Below are 14,598 nucleotides of genomic sequence, written 5' to 3'. Positions count from 1 at the left end.
TACAGGTGTTTTTTAAAAGATGTATTTAAATTACATCTTTTAAAATGGCTTTACAATAGCGCATAGTCATAAAACCATAAAAAAATTATGGGATATAAGAATATCCCATAAAAAGTATGATGATGATCGGAAAAGGAGAGGAATTATTTGCGGCCAAACAGCGAACCCAGTAAGCTGCGCACAATTTTCTGCCCAGTACTCCCGCCCAGGCTGCGGGCAGCACTTTTGGCAAAGGTGCCGACAATATCCTGAGTCAGTTTTTCTCGTTGCTTGGCTGCGCGTTCAGCTTCTTTTTGCTGTTCTCGTGCCAGACGTTCCTGTTCTTTAATTTGCTGCTTGGCAAGAGCTGCTTGTTCCTTGCTTTGTTGTTTGGCAAATTCGGCGGCCTGAGCCTGTTGCTGGCGTTCTGCGACCTTGTTTTGCAGCATTTCGTGGGCGCTGTCCCGATCGACTGGCTGCTCATAAATACCGGCGACAATACTTTGCTGCATGAGAGCCTTGCGTTCTTCAAGCGAGATCGGTGTAAAGGATGAATGCGGCGGCATGACCCAGCCACGCTCTACAATTTGTGGAATGCCCTTTTCATCCAGGCAGCTAATTAGAGCCTCACCTACTGCTAACTCGGTAATCACCTGATCGACTTTAAATTCAGGATTGGCTCGGAAAGTCTCTGCTGCGGTTTTCACTGCTTTTTGATCTTTGGGAGTGAAAGCCCGCAAAGCATGTTGAACCCGATTGCCGAGCTGGCCTAAGACACTTTCAGGCAAGTCCAAAGGATTTTGCGTGACAAAATAAATCCCTACACCTTTCGAGCGAATTAGACGCACCACCTGCTCAATTTTTTCTTTCAGGGCAGGGCTGGCATTATCAAACAAGAGATGGGCTTCATCAAAGAAAAACACCAGTTTAGGTTTGTCCAGATCGCCGACTTCGGGAAGCTGTTCAAACAGCTCAGAGAGCATCCAGAGTAAGAACGTGGCATATAGCTTAGGCGTATTCATCAGCTTGTCAGCCGCCAACAAATTGATATTGCCACGTCCTTGACTATCCGTCTGCAAAAAGTCCATCAGATCCAGCGCCGGCTCGCCAAAAAACTGGTCACCGCCTTGGTCAGCCAGTGCTAACAAATTACGTTGAATCGCACCGAGACTGGCGGGTGAAAGATTGCCATATTCAGCTTTAAAGTCAGCCGCATGCTCAGAGACATAACTCAGCATCGCTTTCAGATCTTTAAAGTCGATCAGCAATAAACCCTGATCATCGGCAATCCGAAACACGGCAGATAAAACGCCTTCCTGGGTGTCATTCAGATTCAGTATTTGCGCCAGCAGCAGCGGGCCAATTTCAGAAATGGTAGTGCGAATCGGATGACCCTGTTCGCCAAATAAATCCCAAAACACCACTGGTGAGGCTGCAAAAGGAATGGACTCGATATTGAGACTTTTAATCCGTTCATCAAACTTGGGGCTGCTTTCACCTGCTTTGGCCAGGCTGGACACATCGCCTTTGGCATCGGCGAGGAATACAGGTACACCAATTCGAGAAAAGCTCTCCGCCAATACTTTTAAAGTCACAGTCTTTCCGGTACCAGTGGCACCTGCAATCAAGCCATGTCGATTGGCAAGTTGGGAATGCAGCACAATATCCTGTGTGGTATCCGCAGTTTTTTTAGCAATAACAATTGGTCTACCCATAGCTTTTCCTGTTATTTATTATTCGTTTTTAAGTTTTTTCATTTGTTCTAGTGCATGCTGAATATCTTGAATCAAATCTTCCGGATATTCCAGTCCAATACAGAAACGAACCAGCAAGCCGTCTTTTAAGTGTGAATGTTCCAGCACACGCATGTCTTTTAAGTTATATAGCATGACCAGACTGACAGGGCCACCCCAACTAAAGCCAAGCTTAAACAGTTTTAAGCTATCACAGAAATTCCGGATATCCTGCATTACGTATGTGCTGTCAAAGATCACGCTGACCAGGCCGGCACTATCACCTTGCTTGCAAATTTCTTTCCAGTACTGATGGCCTGCACTGTCCGGATCTGAAGGATGAAGTACTTGCACAAACTCGGTTTGCTGTTTAAGCCATGTCATTAATGTAAGCGCACTGTTGGATTGATGTTGATATCGCAGTTGCATCGAAGCCAGACTACGTTGTATCTGTGCCACATCATCACCAGAAACACTAATGCCCTGAATGGCATGCGCACGGAACAGTTTGTGATGCAGGGTCTTATCTCGCGTAACCACTGAGCCCATCAGGATATCACCACCGCCGCTTGGATATTTGGTCAGTGCATGTACCGTCATATCTACACTTAAATGCTCTTCACTAAAATCAAAGGCATCAAAAGCCAGACCTGCGCCCCAGGTATTATCCAGCGCAGTAAGAATATTGTGTGCCTGAGCTTTTTTCACTAAACCAGCCAGATCCGGAAATTCCAAGGTGACTGAGCCAGCAGCCTCGAGCCAGATCAGTTTGGCTTTATCTGTAGGCTGAAATGTATCAAGCTCTATGGGATTGTAGACCTTAACCGTAATTCCATAACGCTTTTCCAGATTGCGTAAATGTTCCATGTTTGGACCATAGATATTGTCAGCCACCCAAACCTCATCTCCTTGGCTTAAAAAGCAAGAATTCACGAGATTAATCGCGGATAAACCACTCGGTGCGAGCAGGTGATATAAACCACCTTCGAGCTGTGCGATGTTATCGCCCAGCGTAAAGGTCGTAGGCGTGCCATGCGTGCCATAACTATAGTCATAGTCATCGGTCCAATGGCGATTAAACAGGGCATCGGTATTGTTAAAGATAACCGTCGATGCACGATAGAGGGGAGGCTGAATGGTGGAAATCGCTTGAGGAGCCTTTCGTGGTGCATGAATCAGGCGAGTTTGAGGGTCTTGTTTCACGTGAATGCGCTCAAATGTAATCAAATATTACTCTAGCTTAAGAGAATCTGTGACTCACTGCCAGTTACGTTGTGAATTGTTTAAAAACAACAAGTCTTATAAAAAGTTGGCTTCATTTTTGCAAAACCTAAATCTATATAGCTAAAAAAATAGGTTGAGGAGCATGAAGCCGCATTTAAAAGTGCATTATTTTCAGCATATTGCTGGTGAAGGTTTTGGTAGTTGTTATGAATTTTTAAAGCAGCATCAGGCGCACATTACAGCGACTGAATTTTTTGCTTTACCCGTCGATCGACCTTTGGAGATCGAGGCGCTGCCTGCAGTGGAAGAGGTGGATTTGCTGATCATTATGGGTGGTACCATGAGTGTGAATGATGAAGCGAATTTCCCTTGGTTAAAAATAGAAAAACGCTGGTTGCGTCGCTATCTTTCGCATGGTAAACCGGCAATTGGTCTGTGTCTGGGTGGGCAGTTGATTGCAAATGCTTTGGGTGCAGGTGTTAGTCGCAATCCAGAACAAGAATTGGGGTGGACCACGGTGCACAGAGTGGCGAATCTACCAGAGACGTGTTTTAGCTTGCCGGAGCAGTTTAATATTCTGCAATGGCACAATGAAACATTTGAATTGCCCAAAGGTGCAGTCCATCTGGCAGAAAGTGAAGCCTGTCGTAATCAGATGTACCAGTTGGGCAGAAATGTATTGGGCTTCCAGTTTCATCCTGAAATCACGCCGGAAACCCTGGCATTGTTTTTGGAAAATGAAGAAGAGCTTGCGCAATTTTCAGGAAAATATGTGCAAAATTTATTTGAATTAAAAAAAACCACGAAGCAAAAATTTATTGAAGGAAATCAGATGTTAAATCGTGCTATAGAATATGTTTTGGCAAAAACTGCCTAATATTTAAACAATAAACTATTGTTTTAAGTCATAAATTGAAAACTTGGATAAAACCATAAAAGAGATTTGCTTATGCATTAAACAATGGCTATAATAAGCGACCCTTCAATAGGAAGGGGGTTAACTGCGAATAAAGTAGTTAACTATCGTTACAGTCGTGGCATCGATCATGACCTTAGTGATATTTCACTGCTCTTGACACTTGCCCATATAAAGTGGGGTGAGATGCGTCAAGAGTGATTCTTTATATATTTGGCTTGGAGTTTACTGGTATGTCTAACCAGAGAATTCGTATCCGTCTTAAGTCTTTTGATCATCGCCTGATTGATCAATCAGCTCAAGAAATCGTAGAAACCGCAAAACGTACTGGCGCACAAGTGTGTGGTCCAATTCCAATGCCAACACGCATTGAACGTTTTAACGTTTTAACATCACCACACGTAAACAAAGACGCGCGTGACCAGTACGAAATCCGTACTTACAAGCGTTTGATCGACATCGTTCAACCTACAGACAAAACTGTAGATGCATTGATGAAGTTAGATCTTGCAGCTGGTGTTGATGTTCAGATCGCATTGGGTTAAGGCTTTCGGGTTAATTAACACTCTAAGTTAATTAGGCCGCTTTTTTAGAGGTTTATGCACATGGCTATTGGTTTAGTCGGTCGCAAGTGCGGTATGACACGTATCTTTACAGATGCTGGTGTTTCTGTGCCTGTTACAGTGATTGAGGTTGATCCTAACCGCATCACTCAAATCAAAACGCTTGAAACTGATGGTTATCAAGCGATTCAAATCACTACTGGTGAACGTCGCGAATCTCGCGTAACTAACGCTCAGAAAGGCCACTTCGCGAAAGCGGGTGTTGCAGCTGGTCGTCTAGTTCAAGAATTCCGTGCTACAGAAGCTGATCTTGAAGGTCGTGAAGTTGGTGGTACGCTTACCGTTGAATTGTTCCAGGTTGGTCAAGTTGTTGACGTAACTGGTCAATCTAAAGGTAAAGGTTTCCAAGGTGGTGTTAAGCGTTGGAACTTCCGTACGCAAGATGCAACTCACGGTAACTCAGTTTCTCACCGTGTTTTAGGTTCTACTGGTCAAAACCAGACTCCTGGTCGCGTATTCAAAGGCAAAAAAATGGCTGGCCATTTAGGTGCTGAACGCGTAACTACACAGGGTCTTGAGATCGTTGCTATCGACACAGAACGTTCAGTTCTAGTTGTTAAAGGCGCGGTTCCTGGTGCTACTGGTGGCGACGTAATCGTTCGTCCTACGATCAAGGCCTGAGGGGAAATAACGTGAATTTAAATACTGTTTCCGGCTCTGCTGTTGAATTATCAGAAGTTGCGTTCGGTCGTGAATTTAATGAAGCTCTTGTTCACCAAGTGGTTACAGCTTATTTAGCTGGTGGCCGTCAAGGTTCAAAAGCTCAGAAATCACGTGCAGACGTTTCTGGTGGTGGTCGCAAGCCATTCCGTCAAAAAGGTACTGGCCGCGCTCGTGCTGGTTCTATTCGTAGCCCAATCTGGGTTGGCGGTGGTAAAACTTTTGCTGCTCGTCCACAAGACTGGTCTCAAAAAGTAAACCGTAAAATGTACCGCGGTGCTATGCAATGCATCCTAGCTGAACTTGTTCGTCAAGATCGCCTAGTTTTAGTTGAAGAGTTTGCTGTTGCAGCTCCAAAAACTAAAGAATTGCTTGCAAAACTTAACGACTTGAATGCGACTCGCGCATTGATCGTTACTGATGCTGTTGATGAGAACCTGTATCTTGCTGCGCGCAACATTCCACACGTTGATGTGGTTGATGCTGCTGCAATCGATCCGGTTAGCTTGATTGCGTTCGACAAAGTTGTTATGTCTGTAGCTGCTGCTAAGAAAATTGAGGTAGAACTCGGATGAACAACGAACGTATCTATCAAGTCCTGCAAGGACCTGTATTCTCAGAAAAAGCACAAGTTTTAGGTGAAACTGCTGGTGTTCAAGTGTTTAAAGTTGCATTAAATGCAAACAAGCTTGAAATCAAAAAAGCAGTGGAACAACTCTTTGGTGTGGAAGTTGTTAAAGTTAACACGACTATCACTAAAGGTAAGTCTAAACGCTTTGGTAAAACATTAGGACGTCGTTCTGATGTTAAAAAAGCATACGTCACCCTGAAAGCTGGCCAAGATGTTGAAATGGCTGACTTGGGCGATACCGCTGAAAGCACAGCGGAATAAGGACGAGAATTATGCCTATTCAAAAATGTAAGCCAACGTCTCCAGGACGTCGCTTTGTAGAGAAAGTGGTTCACGATCACCTTCACAAAGGCGCACCATACTCTCCGTTGGTTGAAGCTAAAAAACGTACTGGCGGCCGTAATAACAACGGTCACATCACGACTCGTCACGTTGGTGGCGGTCACAAGCAGCACTACCGTCTAGTTGACTTTAAACGTAACAAAGATGGTATTCCTGCAACTGTAGAGCGTATCGAATACGATCCTAACCGTACTGCACACATTGCACTTGTATTGTATGCTGACGGTGAGCGTCGTTATATCATCGCTCCTAAAGGCCTTCGCGCTGGCGATAAAGTACAGTCTGGTAACGATGCTCCAATTCGTCCAGGTAACTGCTTGCCGCTTCGCAACATGCCTATCGGTTCTACTCTTCACAACATCGAACTTAAAATCGGTAAAGGCGCGCAGTTAGCTCGTTCAGCTGGTACTTCAGTTCAGCTGTTGGGTCGTGACGGTTCTTACGCTATCGTTCGTCTGCGTTCAGGCGAGATGCGTAAAATTCACGTTGAATGCCGTGCTGTGTTAGGTGAAGTATCTAACTCAGAAAGCAACCTTCGTTCACTAGGTAAAGCTGGTGCATCACGCTGGCGTGGTGTTCGTCCTACCGTTCGTGGTATGGCGATGAACCCAGTTGACCATCCACATGGTGGTGGTGAAGGGCGTAACAAAGGTATTCAACCTGTAAGCCCATGGGGTCAAAAAGCTAAAGGGTACAAGACACGTACCAATAAGCGTACGACTAAGATGATTATTCGCGACCGTCGCGTTAAGTAACAAGTAAAGGAATCTGACAATGCCTCGTTCTCTGAAAAAAGGCCCATTCGTCGATGCGCACTTGTTCGCTAAGGTTGAAGCGGCTATCGCGGCTAATAACCGTAAGCCGATCAAAACTTGGTCGCGTCGTTCGATGATCCTCCCGGATTTTGTTGGTTTAACAATTTCTGTACACAATGGCCGTAACCACGTTCCTGTGATCGTTTCTGAGCACATGGTTGGTCACAAGCTTGGTGAATTTGCACCAACTCGTACCTATCGCGGTCACGGTGTTGACAAGAAATCTAAACGTTAATGGGTGCTATGATGGAAGTAACTGCTAAATTACGCGGTGCCGCTATCTCGGCACAAAAAGCTCGTTTGGTTGCAGATCTTATCCGCGGCAAATCTGTTGCGCACGCTCTTAACATCCTTAACTTCAGCAACAAAAAAGCTGCAGTTCTAGTTAAGAAAGCGTTGGAATCTGCGATTGCAAACGCTGAACACAATAACAGTTTAGATGTAGACGACCTTAAAGTTTCTACGATCTACGTTGATGAAGGCATGAGCCTGAAACGTATTATGCCACGTGCTAAAGGCCGTGCAGATCGTATTACTAAGCGTACTTGTCACATCACCGTTAAGGTAGGGGTTTGATATGGGTCAGAAGGTTCATCCAATCGGTATCCGCCTAGGTGTTGTGAAACGTCATAACGCTAACTGGTATGCGAATCCGAAACAATACGCTGAATACTTGCTTAAAGATCTTCAAGTTCGTGAGTTTTTGATCAAAAAACTTAAAAACGCGATGATCAGCAACATTCTTATCGAACGCCCTACAGGCGCTGCTAAAGTAACTATTAGCACTGCTCGTCCAGGTATCGTAATCGGTAAAAAAGGCGAAGATATTGAGAAACTACAACGCGAATTGACATCTATCATGGGTGTTCCTGCGCAAGTAAGTATCAATGAAATTGATCGTCCAGACTTAGACGCGCGTCTAGTTGCTGAAGCTATCGCTTCTCAATTAGAAAAACGTGTAATGTTCCGTCGTGCTATGAAGCGTGCGGTACAAAACACAATGCGTGCTGGTGCTAAAGGTATCAAAGTAGAAGTTTCAGGCCGTTTAGGTGGTGCTGAGATTGCTCGTACTGAGTGGTATCGTGAAGGTCGTGTACCTCTACATACGCTTCGTGCAGATATCGACTATGCGACTATGCGTGCTGAGACTACTTACGGTACGATCGGTGTTAAAGTTTGGATCTTCCGTGGTGAGATCTTGGGCGGCATGAAACAAGTCATGAACCCAGCTCCAGCAGAAGAGCGTCCAGCTAAACGCGGTCGTGGTCGTGGTGAAGGTCAAGAGCGTCGTGGTCGTCGCAATGATCGTTCTGCTGAAAAAGGAGAATAATCCATGTTGCAACCTAAGCGTACTAAATTCCGTAAAGTGCAGAAAGGCCGTAACACTGGTCTAGCACACCGCGGTAGCACAGTATCTTTCGGTACTATTGCACTTAAATCAGTTGAACGTGGTCAAATGACTGCGCGTCAAATTGAAGCAGCGCGTCGTACAATTAGCCGTCGTATTAAGCGTGGTGGTAAGATCTTTATCCGTGTATTCCCGGACAAGCCGATTACTTCTAAGCCTCTTGAAGTGCGTATGGGTAAAGGTAAAGGTTCTGTGGAATATTGGGTTTGCCAAATCAAACCAGGTAAAGTCTTGTACGAAATTGATGGTGTTAACGAAGAATTGGCTCGCGAAGCGTTTACGCTTGCAGCAGCTAAGCTTCCGTTTAAAACCGCTATCGTGACTCGGACGGTAATGTAATGAAAACTAAAGATCTACGTGAAAAGTCGGTAGAAGAGTTGACAGCTTTGCTTGATGAGCAACAGCTTAACCAATTCCGTCTTCGTATGGCGAAAGCAACTGGTCAATTGGGTAAATCGCATGAAGTTGCACTTACTCGTCAGACTATTGCTCGTATTAAGACCCTCCTTACCGAAAAACAGGGGAACGGACAATGAGTGATAAAACAGTCCGCACGTTAACTGGCAAAGTTGTAAGCGACAAGATGGATAAATCTATCGTTGTTCTTATTGAACGCCAAGTTCAACACCCGTTGTATGGCAAATTAATCCGCCGTTCAACAAAATTACATGCTCATGATGAGAACAACACAGCGAAAGCTGGTGATGTTGTAACCATTAAAGAAAGCCGCCCAATTTCTAAAACTAAGTCTTGGACTCTAGTTGAAGTTGTTGAAGCAGCTGCTGAGTAATTAACGTTCTTGTTGCATCATCGGTCAATTTCGAGTACTCTTTGAGCCTTTCGAAATTTCGACCGGTGTTGCTCGGTTTTGGAGTAGGGCAATGATTCAGACCGAAACTATGCTCGACGTAGCAGACAACAGTGGTGCACGCCGCGTACAATGTATTAAAGTACTTGGTGGCTCGCATCGTCGTTATGCTTCTGTTGGCGACATTATTAAAGTTACTGTAAAAGAAGCAATTCCACGCGCACGTGTTAAAAAAGGTGACGTGATGAATGCGGTTGTGGTTCGTACAAAATTCGGTATCCGTCGTGCAGACGGTTCAGTGATTCGTTTCGACGATAACGCTGCTGTTATTTTGAACAACAACAAAGCGCCGATTGCAACTCGTATTTTCGGACCAGTGACTCGTGAACTTCGTACTGAACAGTTCATGAAAATTATTTCATTGGCTCCTGAAGTTCTATAAGAGGCGATCATGGCTAAGATTAAAAAAGGCGATCAAGTAATTGTGATCGCAGGTAAAGAAAAAGGCAAACAGGGTACTGTTCTGTCTGTTTCTAATGACCGTGTTAAGGTTGAAGGCCTTAACTTGGTGAAGAAGCATCAGAAGCCGAACCGTGCTACAGGCGCTGAAGGTAGCGTTGTAACTCAGGAAGCTTCGCTTCATATTTCAAACGTGGCAGTTTTTAATGCTACAACCCAAAAGGCTGACCGTGTTGGTTACCAAGTGATTGATGGCGTGAAAACTCGCGTATTCAAATCAAATGGTGAATCAGTGGCGGTAGCGAAGTAATAGGTTGATATAGGCCATGGCCAGACTTAAAACACGTTACAACGACGAACTTAAAGCTCAATTACAAGAAGTATTGGGCGTTAAGAATGTGATGGAGATTCCTCGCATCACTAAAATCACGATCAACATGGGTGTTGGCGCAGCTGCTGCCGACAAAAAACTCCTTGATGGTGCTCTTTCAGATATGCAAGCTATCGCTGGTCAAAAACCAGTACTTACGTTAGCTCGTAAATCAATCGCTGGTTTTAAAATCCGTGATGGTTGGCCGATCGGTTGTAAAGTTACTTTACGCGGCGAACGTATGTACGAATTCTTAGACCGTTTGATTTCGATTGCGATCCCTCGTATCCGTGACTTCCGTGGTTTCTCTGCGAAATCATTCGACGGTCGTGGTAACTACTCAATGGGTCTTAAGGAACAAATCATGTTCCCTGAAATCGATTTTGACAAGATTGATCGTATTCGTGGTATGGATATTACCATTACTACGACTGCTCGCACCGATGACGAAGGCCGTGCGCTTATGCGTGCATTCGGCTTCCCGTTCAAATAAGAGGTCGATATGGCTAAGAAAGGTATGATTAATCGCGAATTGAAACGCGAAGCTACTGTTGCTAAATACGCTGCAAAACGTGCTGAATTAAAAGCTGTTATTGCAAACGTAAATGCATCAGACGAAGAACGTTTCGAAGCGATGATGAAATTACAAGCATTACCACGTAATGCATCTCCAGTACGTCTACGTAACCGTTGTGGTTTAACTGGTCGTCCTCATGGTTACTTCCGTAAGTTCGGTTTAAGCCGTAACAAATTACGTGAAACAGTAATGCAAGGTGATGTACCTGGCGTTGTTAAGGCAAGCTGGTAAGGAGCACTATAGATGAGTATGCAAGATACCGTTGCCGACATGCTAACACGTGTTCGTAACGCACAAATGGCAAAGAAACAAACTGTTTCTATGCCTAATTCTAAGTTGAAAGTAGCAATTGCTAACTTACTTCAACAAGAAGGTTATATTTCAAACGTAGAAGTTGCGGATGCTGAAGGCAAACCAACTCTTACTTTGACTTTAAAGTATTTCGAAGGCAAACCAGTTATCGAAACTGTGAAGCGCGTAAGCCGTCCAGGTCTACGTCAGTATCGCGGTAAAGATGCACTTCCTAGCGTTAAGCAAGGTTTAGGTATTGCAATTGTTTCTACAAGCAAAGGCATCATGACTGATCGCGCTGCACGTGCTGCAGGCGTTGGTGGTGAAGTTATTGCTTTTGTTTCTTAATAGGTGATTCCTCATGTCTCGTGTGGCTAAAGCCCCAGTAACTGTACCTAACGGTGTAACAGTTACTCAGAACGGCCGGCAGGTCGAAGTGAAAGGCACTAAAGGTACATTGTCTTTCAACCTGCATGCGCTGGTCGAGCTTAAACAGGAAGGCGGTATTCTAGCTATTGCTCCAGTACAAGAGTCGAAAGACGCTTGGATGCAAGCTGGTACTGCTCGCGCTGTGCTTAACAACCTTGTAAAAGGTGTTAGCGAAGGTTTCGAACGTAAGTTACAGCTTATCGGTGTTGGTTATAAAGCTGCGGTTAAAGGTGACGTTGTTCATCTTAACCTTGGTTTCTCTCATCCGATCGATTATGCACTTCCTGCAGGTGTAACTGCTGAAACTCCAACTGCAACTGAAATCATTCTTAAATCTGCTGATAAAGCAGCTTTAGGACAGGTTGCTGCAGATATCCGTGGTTACCGTCCACCAGAGCCATATAAAGGCAAAGGTGTTCGTTATTCTGACGAAGTTGTACTTCGTAAAGAAGCTAAGAAGAAATAAGGCGCGAGGTTCTTATGAACGAAAAGAAACAATCCCGTTTGCGTCGTGCGAAAAGCACACGCTTGCACATCCGTGCATTGGGTGCGACTCGTTTGTGTGTAAACCGCACTCCGCGTCACATCTATGCTCAAGTTATCTCTGCAGATGGTGGCAAAGTATTAGCGCAAGCTTCTACTTTAGACGCTACTCTACGTGCGGGTACAACTGGTAACGTTGAAGCAGCTCAAAAAGTAGGTGCTTTAATCGCAGAACGCGCTAAAGCAGCTGGTGTTACTAAAGTTGCGTTTGACCGTTCTGGTTTTAAATATCATGGTCGTATCAAAGCCTTGGCTGATGCTGCTCGTGAAAACGGCTTGGAGTTCTAATCATGGCTAAAGTTGAACAAAACGAAGGTCTTGTTGAAAAGCTGGTTGCCGTTGATCGTGTAGCCAAAGTTGTTAAGGGTGGTCGTATCTTCTCTTTTACAGCATTAACTGTTGTGGGTGATGGTAATGGTCGCGTAGGTTTTGGTCGTGGTAAAGCACGTGAAGTTCCAGCTGCTATCTCTAAAGCACTTGAAGCTGCTCGTCGCAATATGATTACTGTTGACCTTGTTGATGGTACGTTACAGCACCCAATTCATGCACGTCACGGCGCTAGCCGCGTATTCATGCAGCCTGCCTCTGAAGGTACAGGTGTAATTGCTGGTGGCGCTATGCGTGCAGTTCTAGAAGCTGTAGGCGTACGTAACGTGTTGACTAAATGCCGTGGTTCTACTAACGCTGCTAACGTAGTAAACGCAACTTTCAATGGTTTGCGTGATATGACTACTCCTGAAAAGGTTGCTGCGAAACGTGGTCTTTCAGTAGAACAAATTCAAGGGTAATCAATCATGAAAACGATTAAAGTTACCCAGACTAAATCTGCATCGCACCGCTTGAAAAATCACAAGCTTAGCCTGCAAGGTTTAGGTCTGCGTCGTATTGGTCATACTGTAGAAGTGTTAGACACACCTTCTAACCGTGGTATGATCAACCAAGTCTACTATATGGTTAGTGTAGAGGAATAAGCCATGACTCTGCGTTTAAATACAATTGCACCTGCAGAAGGTGCTAAACGTGACAACCTTCGTTTAGGCCGTGGTATCGGTTCTGGCGTTGGTAAGACCGGTGGCCGTGGTGTCAAAGGTCAAAACTCACGTAAGAGCGGTGGTACTCGTCCAGGTTTCGAAGGCGGTCAAACAGCACTTTATCGTCGTTTGCCTAAATTCGGCTTCACTAGCCAATTGGCTTTGAAAACTGCTGAAGTACGTTTATCTGAGCTTGCTAAAGTTGAAGGCGACATCGTGTCTCTTGAAACTTTAAAAGCTGCGAACGTTGTACGTAAAGACATGATCCGTGCTCGTATCGTACTTTCTGGTGAAATTACTCGTGCATTCACTGTTAAAGGTGTTGCATTGACTAAAGGCGCTAAAGCTGCTGTTGAAGCTGCTGGCGGCAAAGTCGAGGAGTAATCCCCAGTGTCTATGACTCCTAGTTCTTCAGGTCATGTCAACATGATGAAAGGCCAACCATTTCATGTGAAATACCGTGAAATTATTCGTCGAATGATGTTTCTCATTGGTGCGTTGTTGGTGTTTCGACTAGGAGCGCATATTCCAGTACCAGGCATCAATAATGCTGCGTTAGAAAACTTGTTTAATGCAAACCAAGGTACCATCCTTGGTTTGTTTAACATGTTCTCTGGTGGGGCATTAGAACGAATGTCTATTCTTGCCCTCGGGATCATGCCATATATCTCTGCATCGATTATCGTGCAGTTGATGTCAACTGTGGTTCCTTCGCTGGAAGCTTTAAAGAAAGAAGGCGAGCAAGGCAAACGTAAAATTAATCAATACACACGACAAGGTACATTATTCTTGGCGCTGGTACAGGCGGTAGGTATGTGTGCAGGCCTGATCAGTCAGGGGATTACCCTGAATACTGGTTTGGCTTTTTATGTTCCTGCAGTAACCTCACTGGTTGCGGGGACCATGTTCTTGATGTGGTTGGGTGAACAGATTACCGAGCGTGGGGTGGGGAATGGTATTTCCATGATCATCTTCGCGGGTATTGTTGCCGGATTGCCTAATCTGATTATGCAATCTTTCTCATCTGTAGATAATGGCCAGACCAGCCTGATTGGCTTGGTAATTTTTGGTTTGTTGTCTCTGGGTGTTTTGGCAGCGATCGTATTTATCGAGAAAGCGCAGCGTCGTATTCCGGTAAACTATGCTCAAAAACAACAAGGTCGTCGTGTATTTACTGCACAGCAGACACATTTGCCATTAAAAATTAATATGGCGGGTGTGATTCCGGCAATTTTTGCCAGCTCATTGCTTTTGTTCCCTGCGAGCTTAGGTCAGTGGGTGGGTAGTGCAGATCCAAATGCTGGATTTATTAAGCGTAGCCTGCAAGATGTAGCATTGGTATTGTCGCCTGGTCAGCCGTTGTATTTGGTGCTCTTTGGTGCGTTAATTATCTTTTTCTGTTACTTCTATACAGCACTGGTATTTAGTCCTAAAGAAGTGTCAGAGAACTTGAAACGCAGCGGAGCTTACGTGCCTGGTATACGTCCAGGTGAGCAAACTGCTCGTTACTTAGATCATATTCTCAATCGTTTGACGTTTATTGGCGCGATTTACATCACCGTCATTTGTTTGATGCCGATGGTATTGCAAAGTTCATTTGGTATTCCATTCTATTTGGGTGGTACCTCTTTGCTGATTGTTGTGGTAGTGGTGATGGACTTTATGGCTCAGCTGCAATCACACCTTACTTCGCACCAATACGATAATCAAACGTTAATGAGAAAAACGACTGCTCATCCTAAGGGATAAGCGCACTTGA

The 14,598-nt window shown here is 44.7% G+C and carries 24 protein-coding genes and 1 pseudogene; 23 read left to right on the top strand and 2 right to left on the bottom strand.

Features of this window, described 5'->3' with window-relative positions; translation table 11 throughout:
- Positions 1 to 143 precede the first annotated feature (143 nt).
- Both F891_RS13195 and F891_RS13190 read right to left on the bottom strand, forming a co-directional pair.
- Positions 144 to 1,694: a helicase HerA-like domain-containing protein gene (locus F891_RS13195; RefSeq protein WP_005263766.1), complete on the bottom strand. Its 1,551-nt coding sequence runs from the start codon at positions 1,692 to 1,694 to the stop codon at positions 144 to 146.
- Positions 1,695 to 1,712: 18 nt separating this feature from the next.
- Positions 1,713 to 2,915 (bottom strand): PLP-dependent transferase, encoded by a 1,203-nt coding sequence (locus F891_RS13190; RefSeq protein WP_005263765.1) that lies wholly within the window; start codon positions 2,913 to 2,915, stop codon positions 1,713 to 1,715.
- A 163-nt stretch (positions 2,916 to 3,078) separates the two neighbouring features.
- Between F891_RS13190 and F891_RS13185 the strand changes: the two genes are divergently transcribed.
- The 23 genes and pseudogenes from F891_RS13185 to secY all read left to right on the top strand — a co-directional run bounded on the left by F891_RS13185 (position 3,079) and on the right by secY (position 14,588).
- Positions 3,079 to 3,813, top strand: a complete 735-nt coding sequence (locus F891_RS13185; protein ID WP_005263759.1) for a type 1 glutamine amidotransferase — start codon at positions 3,079 to 3,081, stop codon at positions 3,811 to 3,813.
- A gap of 272 nt (positions 3,814 to 4,085) precedes the next feature.
- Positions 4,086 to 4,397, top strand: coding sequence for a 30S ribosomal protein S10 (rpsJ, locus tag F891_RS13180; RefSeq protein WP_000070912.1), 312 nt, complete (start codon positions 4,086 to 4,088; stop codon positions 4,395 to 4,397).
- A gap of 60 nt (positions 4,398 to 4,457) precedes the next feature.
- Positions 4,458 to 5,096, top strand: coding sequence for a 50S ribosomal protein L3 (rplC, locus tag F891_RS13175; RefSeq protein ID WP_004645054.1), 639 nt, complete (start codon positions 4,458 to 4,460; stop codon positions 5,094 to 5,096).
- Positions 5,097 to 5,107: 11 nt separating this feature from the next.
- Positions 5,108 to 5,710, top strand: coding sequence for a 50S ribosomal protein L4 (gene rplD / locus F891_RS13170; RefSeq protein ID WP_004281511.1), 603 nt, complete (start codon positions 5,108 to 5,110; stop codon positions 5,708 to 5,710).
- Positions 5,707 to 6,027, top strand: a complete 321-nt coding sequence (gene rplW / locus F891_RS13165; RefSeq protein WP_004281510.1) for a 50S ribosomal protein L23 — start codon at positions 5,707 to 5,709, stop codon at positions 6,025 to 6,027. The genes rplD and rplW overlap by 4 nt, the downstream gene beginning before the upstream one ends.
- A gap of 11 nt (positions 6,028 to 6,038) precedes the next feature.
- The gene (gene rplB, locus F891_RS13160) at positions 6,039 to 6,863 is read left to right on the top strand and encodes a 50S ribosomal protein L2 (protein ID WP_004281509.1); all 825 of its coding nucleotides are present in this window, start codon (positions 6,039 to 6,041) and stop codon (positions 6,861 to 6,863) included.
- Positions 6,864 to 6,882: 19 nt separating this feature from the next.
- On the top strand, positions 6,883 to 7,158 hold the full coding sequence (gene rpsS / locus F891_RS13155; RefSeq protein ID WP_004281508.1) for a 30S ribosomal protein S19: 276 nt from the start codon (positions 6,883 to 6,885) through the stop codon (positions 7,156 to 7,158).
- An 11-nt stretch (positions 7,159 to 7,169) separates the two neighbouring features.
- Positions 7,170 to 7,499, top strand: a complete 330-nt coding sequence (gene rplV / locus F891_RS13150; protein ID WP_001982638.1) for a 50S ribosomal protein L22 — start codon at positions 7,170 to 7,172, stop codon at positions 7,497 to 7,499.
- Position 7,500: 1 nt separating this feature from the next.
- Positions 7,501 to 8,317, top strand: a pseudogene (gene rpsC, locus F891_RS13145) (30S ribosomal protein S3).
- A complete protein-coding gene (rplP, locus tag F891_RS13140) occupies positions 8,257 to 8,670 on the top strand; it encodes a 50S ribosomal protein L16 (protein ID WP_004281506.1) in 414 nt (137 codons plus the stop codon). Before rpsC ends, rplP begins: the two are co-directional and overlap by 61 nt.
- On the top strand, positions 8,670 to 8,867 hold the full coding sequence (gene rpmC / locus F891_RS13135) for a 50S ribosomal protein L29 (protein WP_004281505.1): 198 nt from the start codon (positions 8,670 to 8,672) through the stop codon (positions 8,865 to 8,867). Before rplP ends, rpmC begins: the two co-directional genes overlap by 1 nt.
- Positions 8,864 to 9,121: a 30S ribosomal protein S17 gene (rpsQ, locus tag F891_RS13130; RefSeq protein ID WP_004281504.1), complete on the top strand. Its 258-nt coding sequence runs from the start codon at positions 8,864 to 8,866 to the stop codon at positions 9,119 to 9,121. Before rpmC ends, rpsQ begins: the two co-directional genes overlap by 4 nt.
- 91 nt (positions 9,122 to 9,212) lie before the next feature.
- Positions 9,213 to 9,581 (top strand): 50S ribosomal protein L14, encoded by a 369-nt coding sequence (gene rplN / locus F891_RS13125; protein WP_004281503.1) that lies wholly within the window; start codon positions 9,213 to 9,215, stop codon positions 9,579 to 9,581.
- Between the two features lie 9 nt (positions 9,582 to 9,590).
- Positions 9,591 to 9,908, top strand: a complete 318-nt coding sequence (rplX, locus tag F891_RS13120; protein ID WP_004281502.1) for a 50S ribosomal protein L24 — start codon at positions 9,591 to 9,593, stop codon at positions 9,906 to 9,908.
- A 16-nt stretch (positions 9,909 to 9,924) separates the two neighbouring features.
- Entirely contained in the window at positions 9,925 to 10,461 is a 537-nt protein-coding gene (rplE, locus tag F891_RS13115; RefSeq protein ID WP_004645057.1) for a 50S ribosomal protein L5, read from the top strand.
- A 9-nt stretch (positions 10,462 to 10,470) separates the two neighbouring features.
- On the top strand, positions 10,471 to 10,776 hold the full coding sequence (gene rpsN / locus F891_RS13110) for a 30S ribosomal protein S14 (protein ID WP_004732275.1): 306 nt from the start codon (positions 10,471 to 10,473) through the stop codon (positions 10,774 to 10,776).
- A gap of 12 nt (positions 10,777 to 10,788) precedes the next feature.
- Positions 10,789 to 11,184 carry a 30S ribosomal protein S8 gene (gene rpsH / locus F891_RS13105; RefSeq protein WP_004281499.1) on the top strand — a complete coding sequence of 132 codons (396 nt, stop codon included), beginning with the start codon at positions 10,789 to 10,791 and terminating at the stop codon, positions 11,182 to 11,184.
- A 13-nt stretch (positions 11,185 to 11,197) separates the two neighbouring features.
- Positions 11,198 to 11,731: a 50S ribosomal protein L6 gene (rplF, locus tag F891_RS13100; protein WP_005249900.1), complete on the top strand. Its 534-nt coding sequence runs from the start codon at positions 11,198 to 11,200 to the stop codon at positions 11,729 to 11,731.
- Positions 11,732 to 11,745: 14 nt separating this feature from the next.
- Complete coding sequence (gene rplR, locus F891_RS13095) at positions 11,746 to 12,096, top strand: 50S ribosomal protein L18 (RefSeq protein WP_004281497.1); 351 nt, start codon at positions 11,746 to 11,748, stop codon at positions 12,094 to 12,096.
- Between the two features lie 2 nt (positions 12,097 to 12,098).
- Complete coding sequence (gene rpsE / locus F891_RS13090; RefSeq protein WP_004281496.1) at positions 12,099 to 12,596, top strand: 30S ribosomal protein S5; 498 nt, start codon at positions 12,099 to 12,101, stop codon at positions 12,594 to 12,596.
- Positions 12,597 to 12,602: 6 nt separating this feature from the next.
- On the top strand, positions 12,603 to 12,779 hold the full coding sequence (gene rpmD / locus F891_RS13085; RefSeq protein ID WP_004281495.1) for a 50S ribosomal protein L30: 177 nt from the start codon (positions 12,603 to 12,605) through the stop codon (positions 12,777 to 12,779).
- 3 nt (positions 12,780 to 12,782) lie between these two features.
- The gene (gene rplO, locus F891_RS13080) at positions 12,783 to 13,223 is read left to right on the top strand and encodes a 50S ribosomal protein L15 (RefSeq protein ID WP_005248206.1); all 441 of its coding nucleotides are present in this window, start codon (positions 12,783 to 12,785) and stop codon (positions 13,221 to 13,223) included.
- Between the two features lie 45 nt (positions 13,224 to 13,268).
- Positions 13,269 to 14,588 (top strand): preprotein translocase subunit SecY, encoded by a 1,320-nt coding sequence (gene secY / locus F891_RS13075; RefSeq protein ID WP_171066361.1) that lies wholly within the window; start codon positions 13,269 to 13,271, stop codon positions 14,586 to 14,588.
- Positions 14,589 to 14,598 lie beyond the last annotated feature (10 nt).

The sequence above is a fragment of the Acinetobacter sp. CIP 101966 genome, assembly GCF_000369725.1.
Lineage (GTDB): Bacteria > Pseudomonadota > Gammaproteobacteria > Pseudomonadales > Moraxellaceae > Acinetobacter > Acinetobacter lwoffii_Q.
Note: the sequence above shows the minus strand (reverse complement) of the source record. Positions and strands in the feature narration are given on the sequence as shown.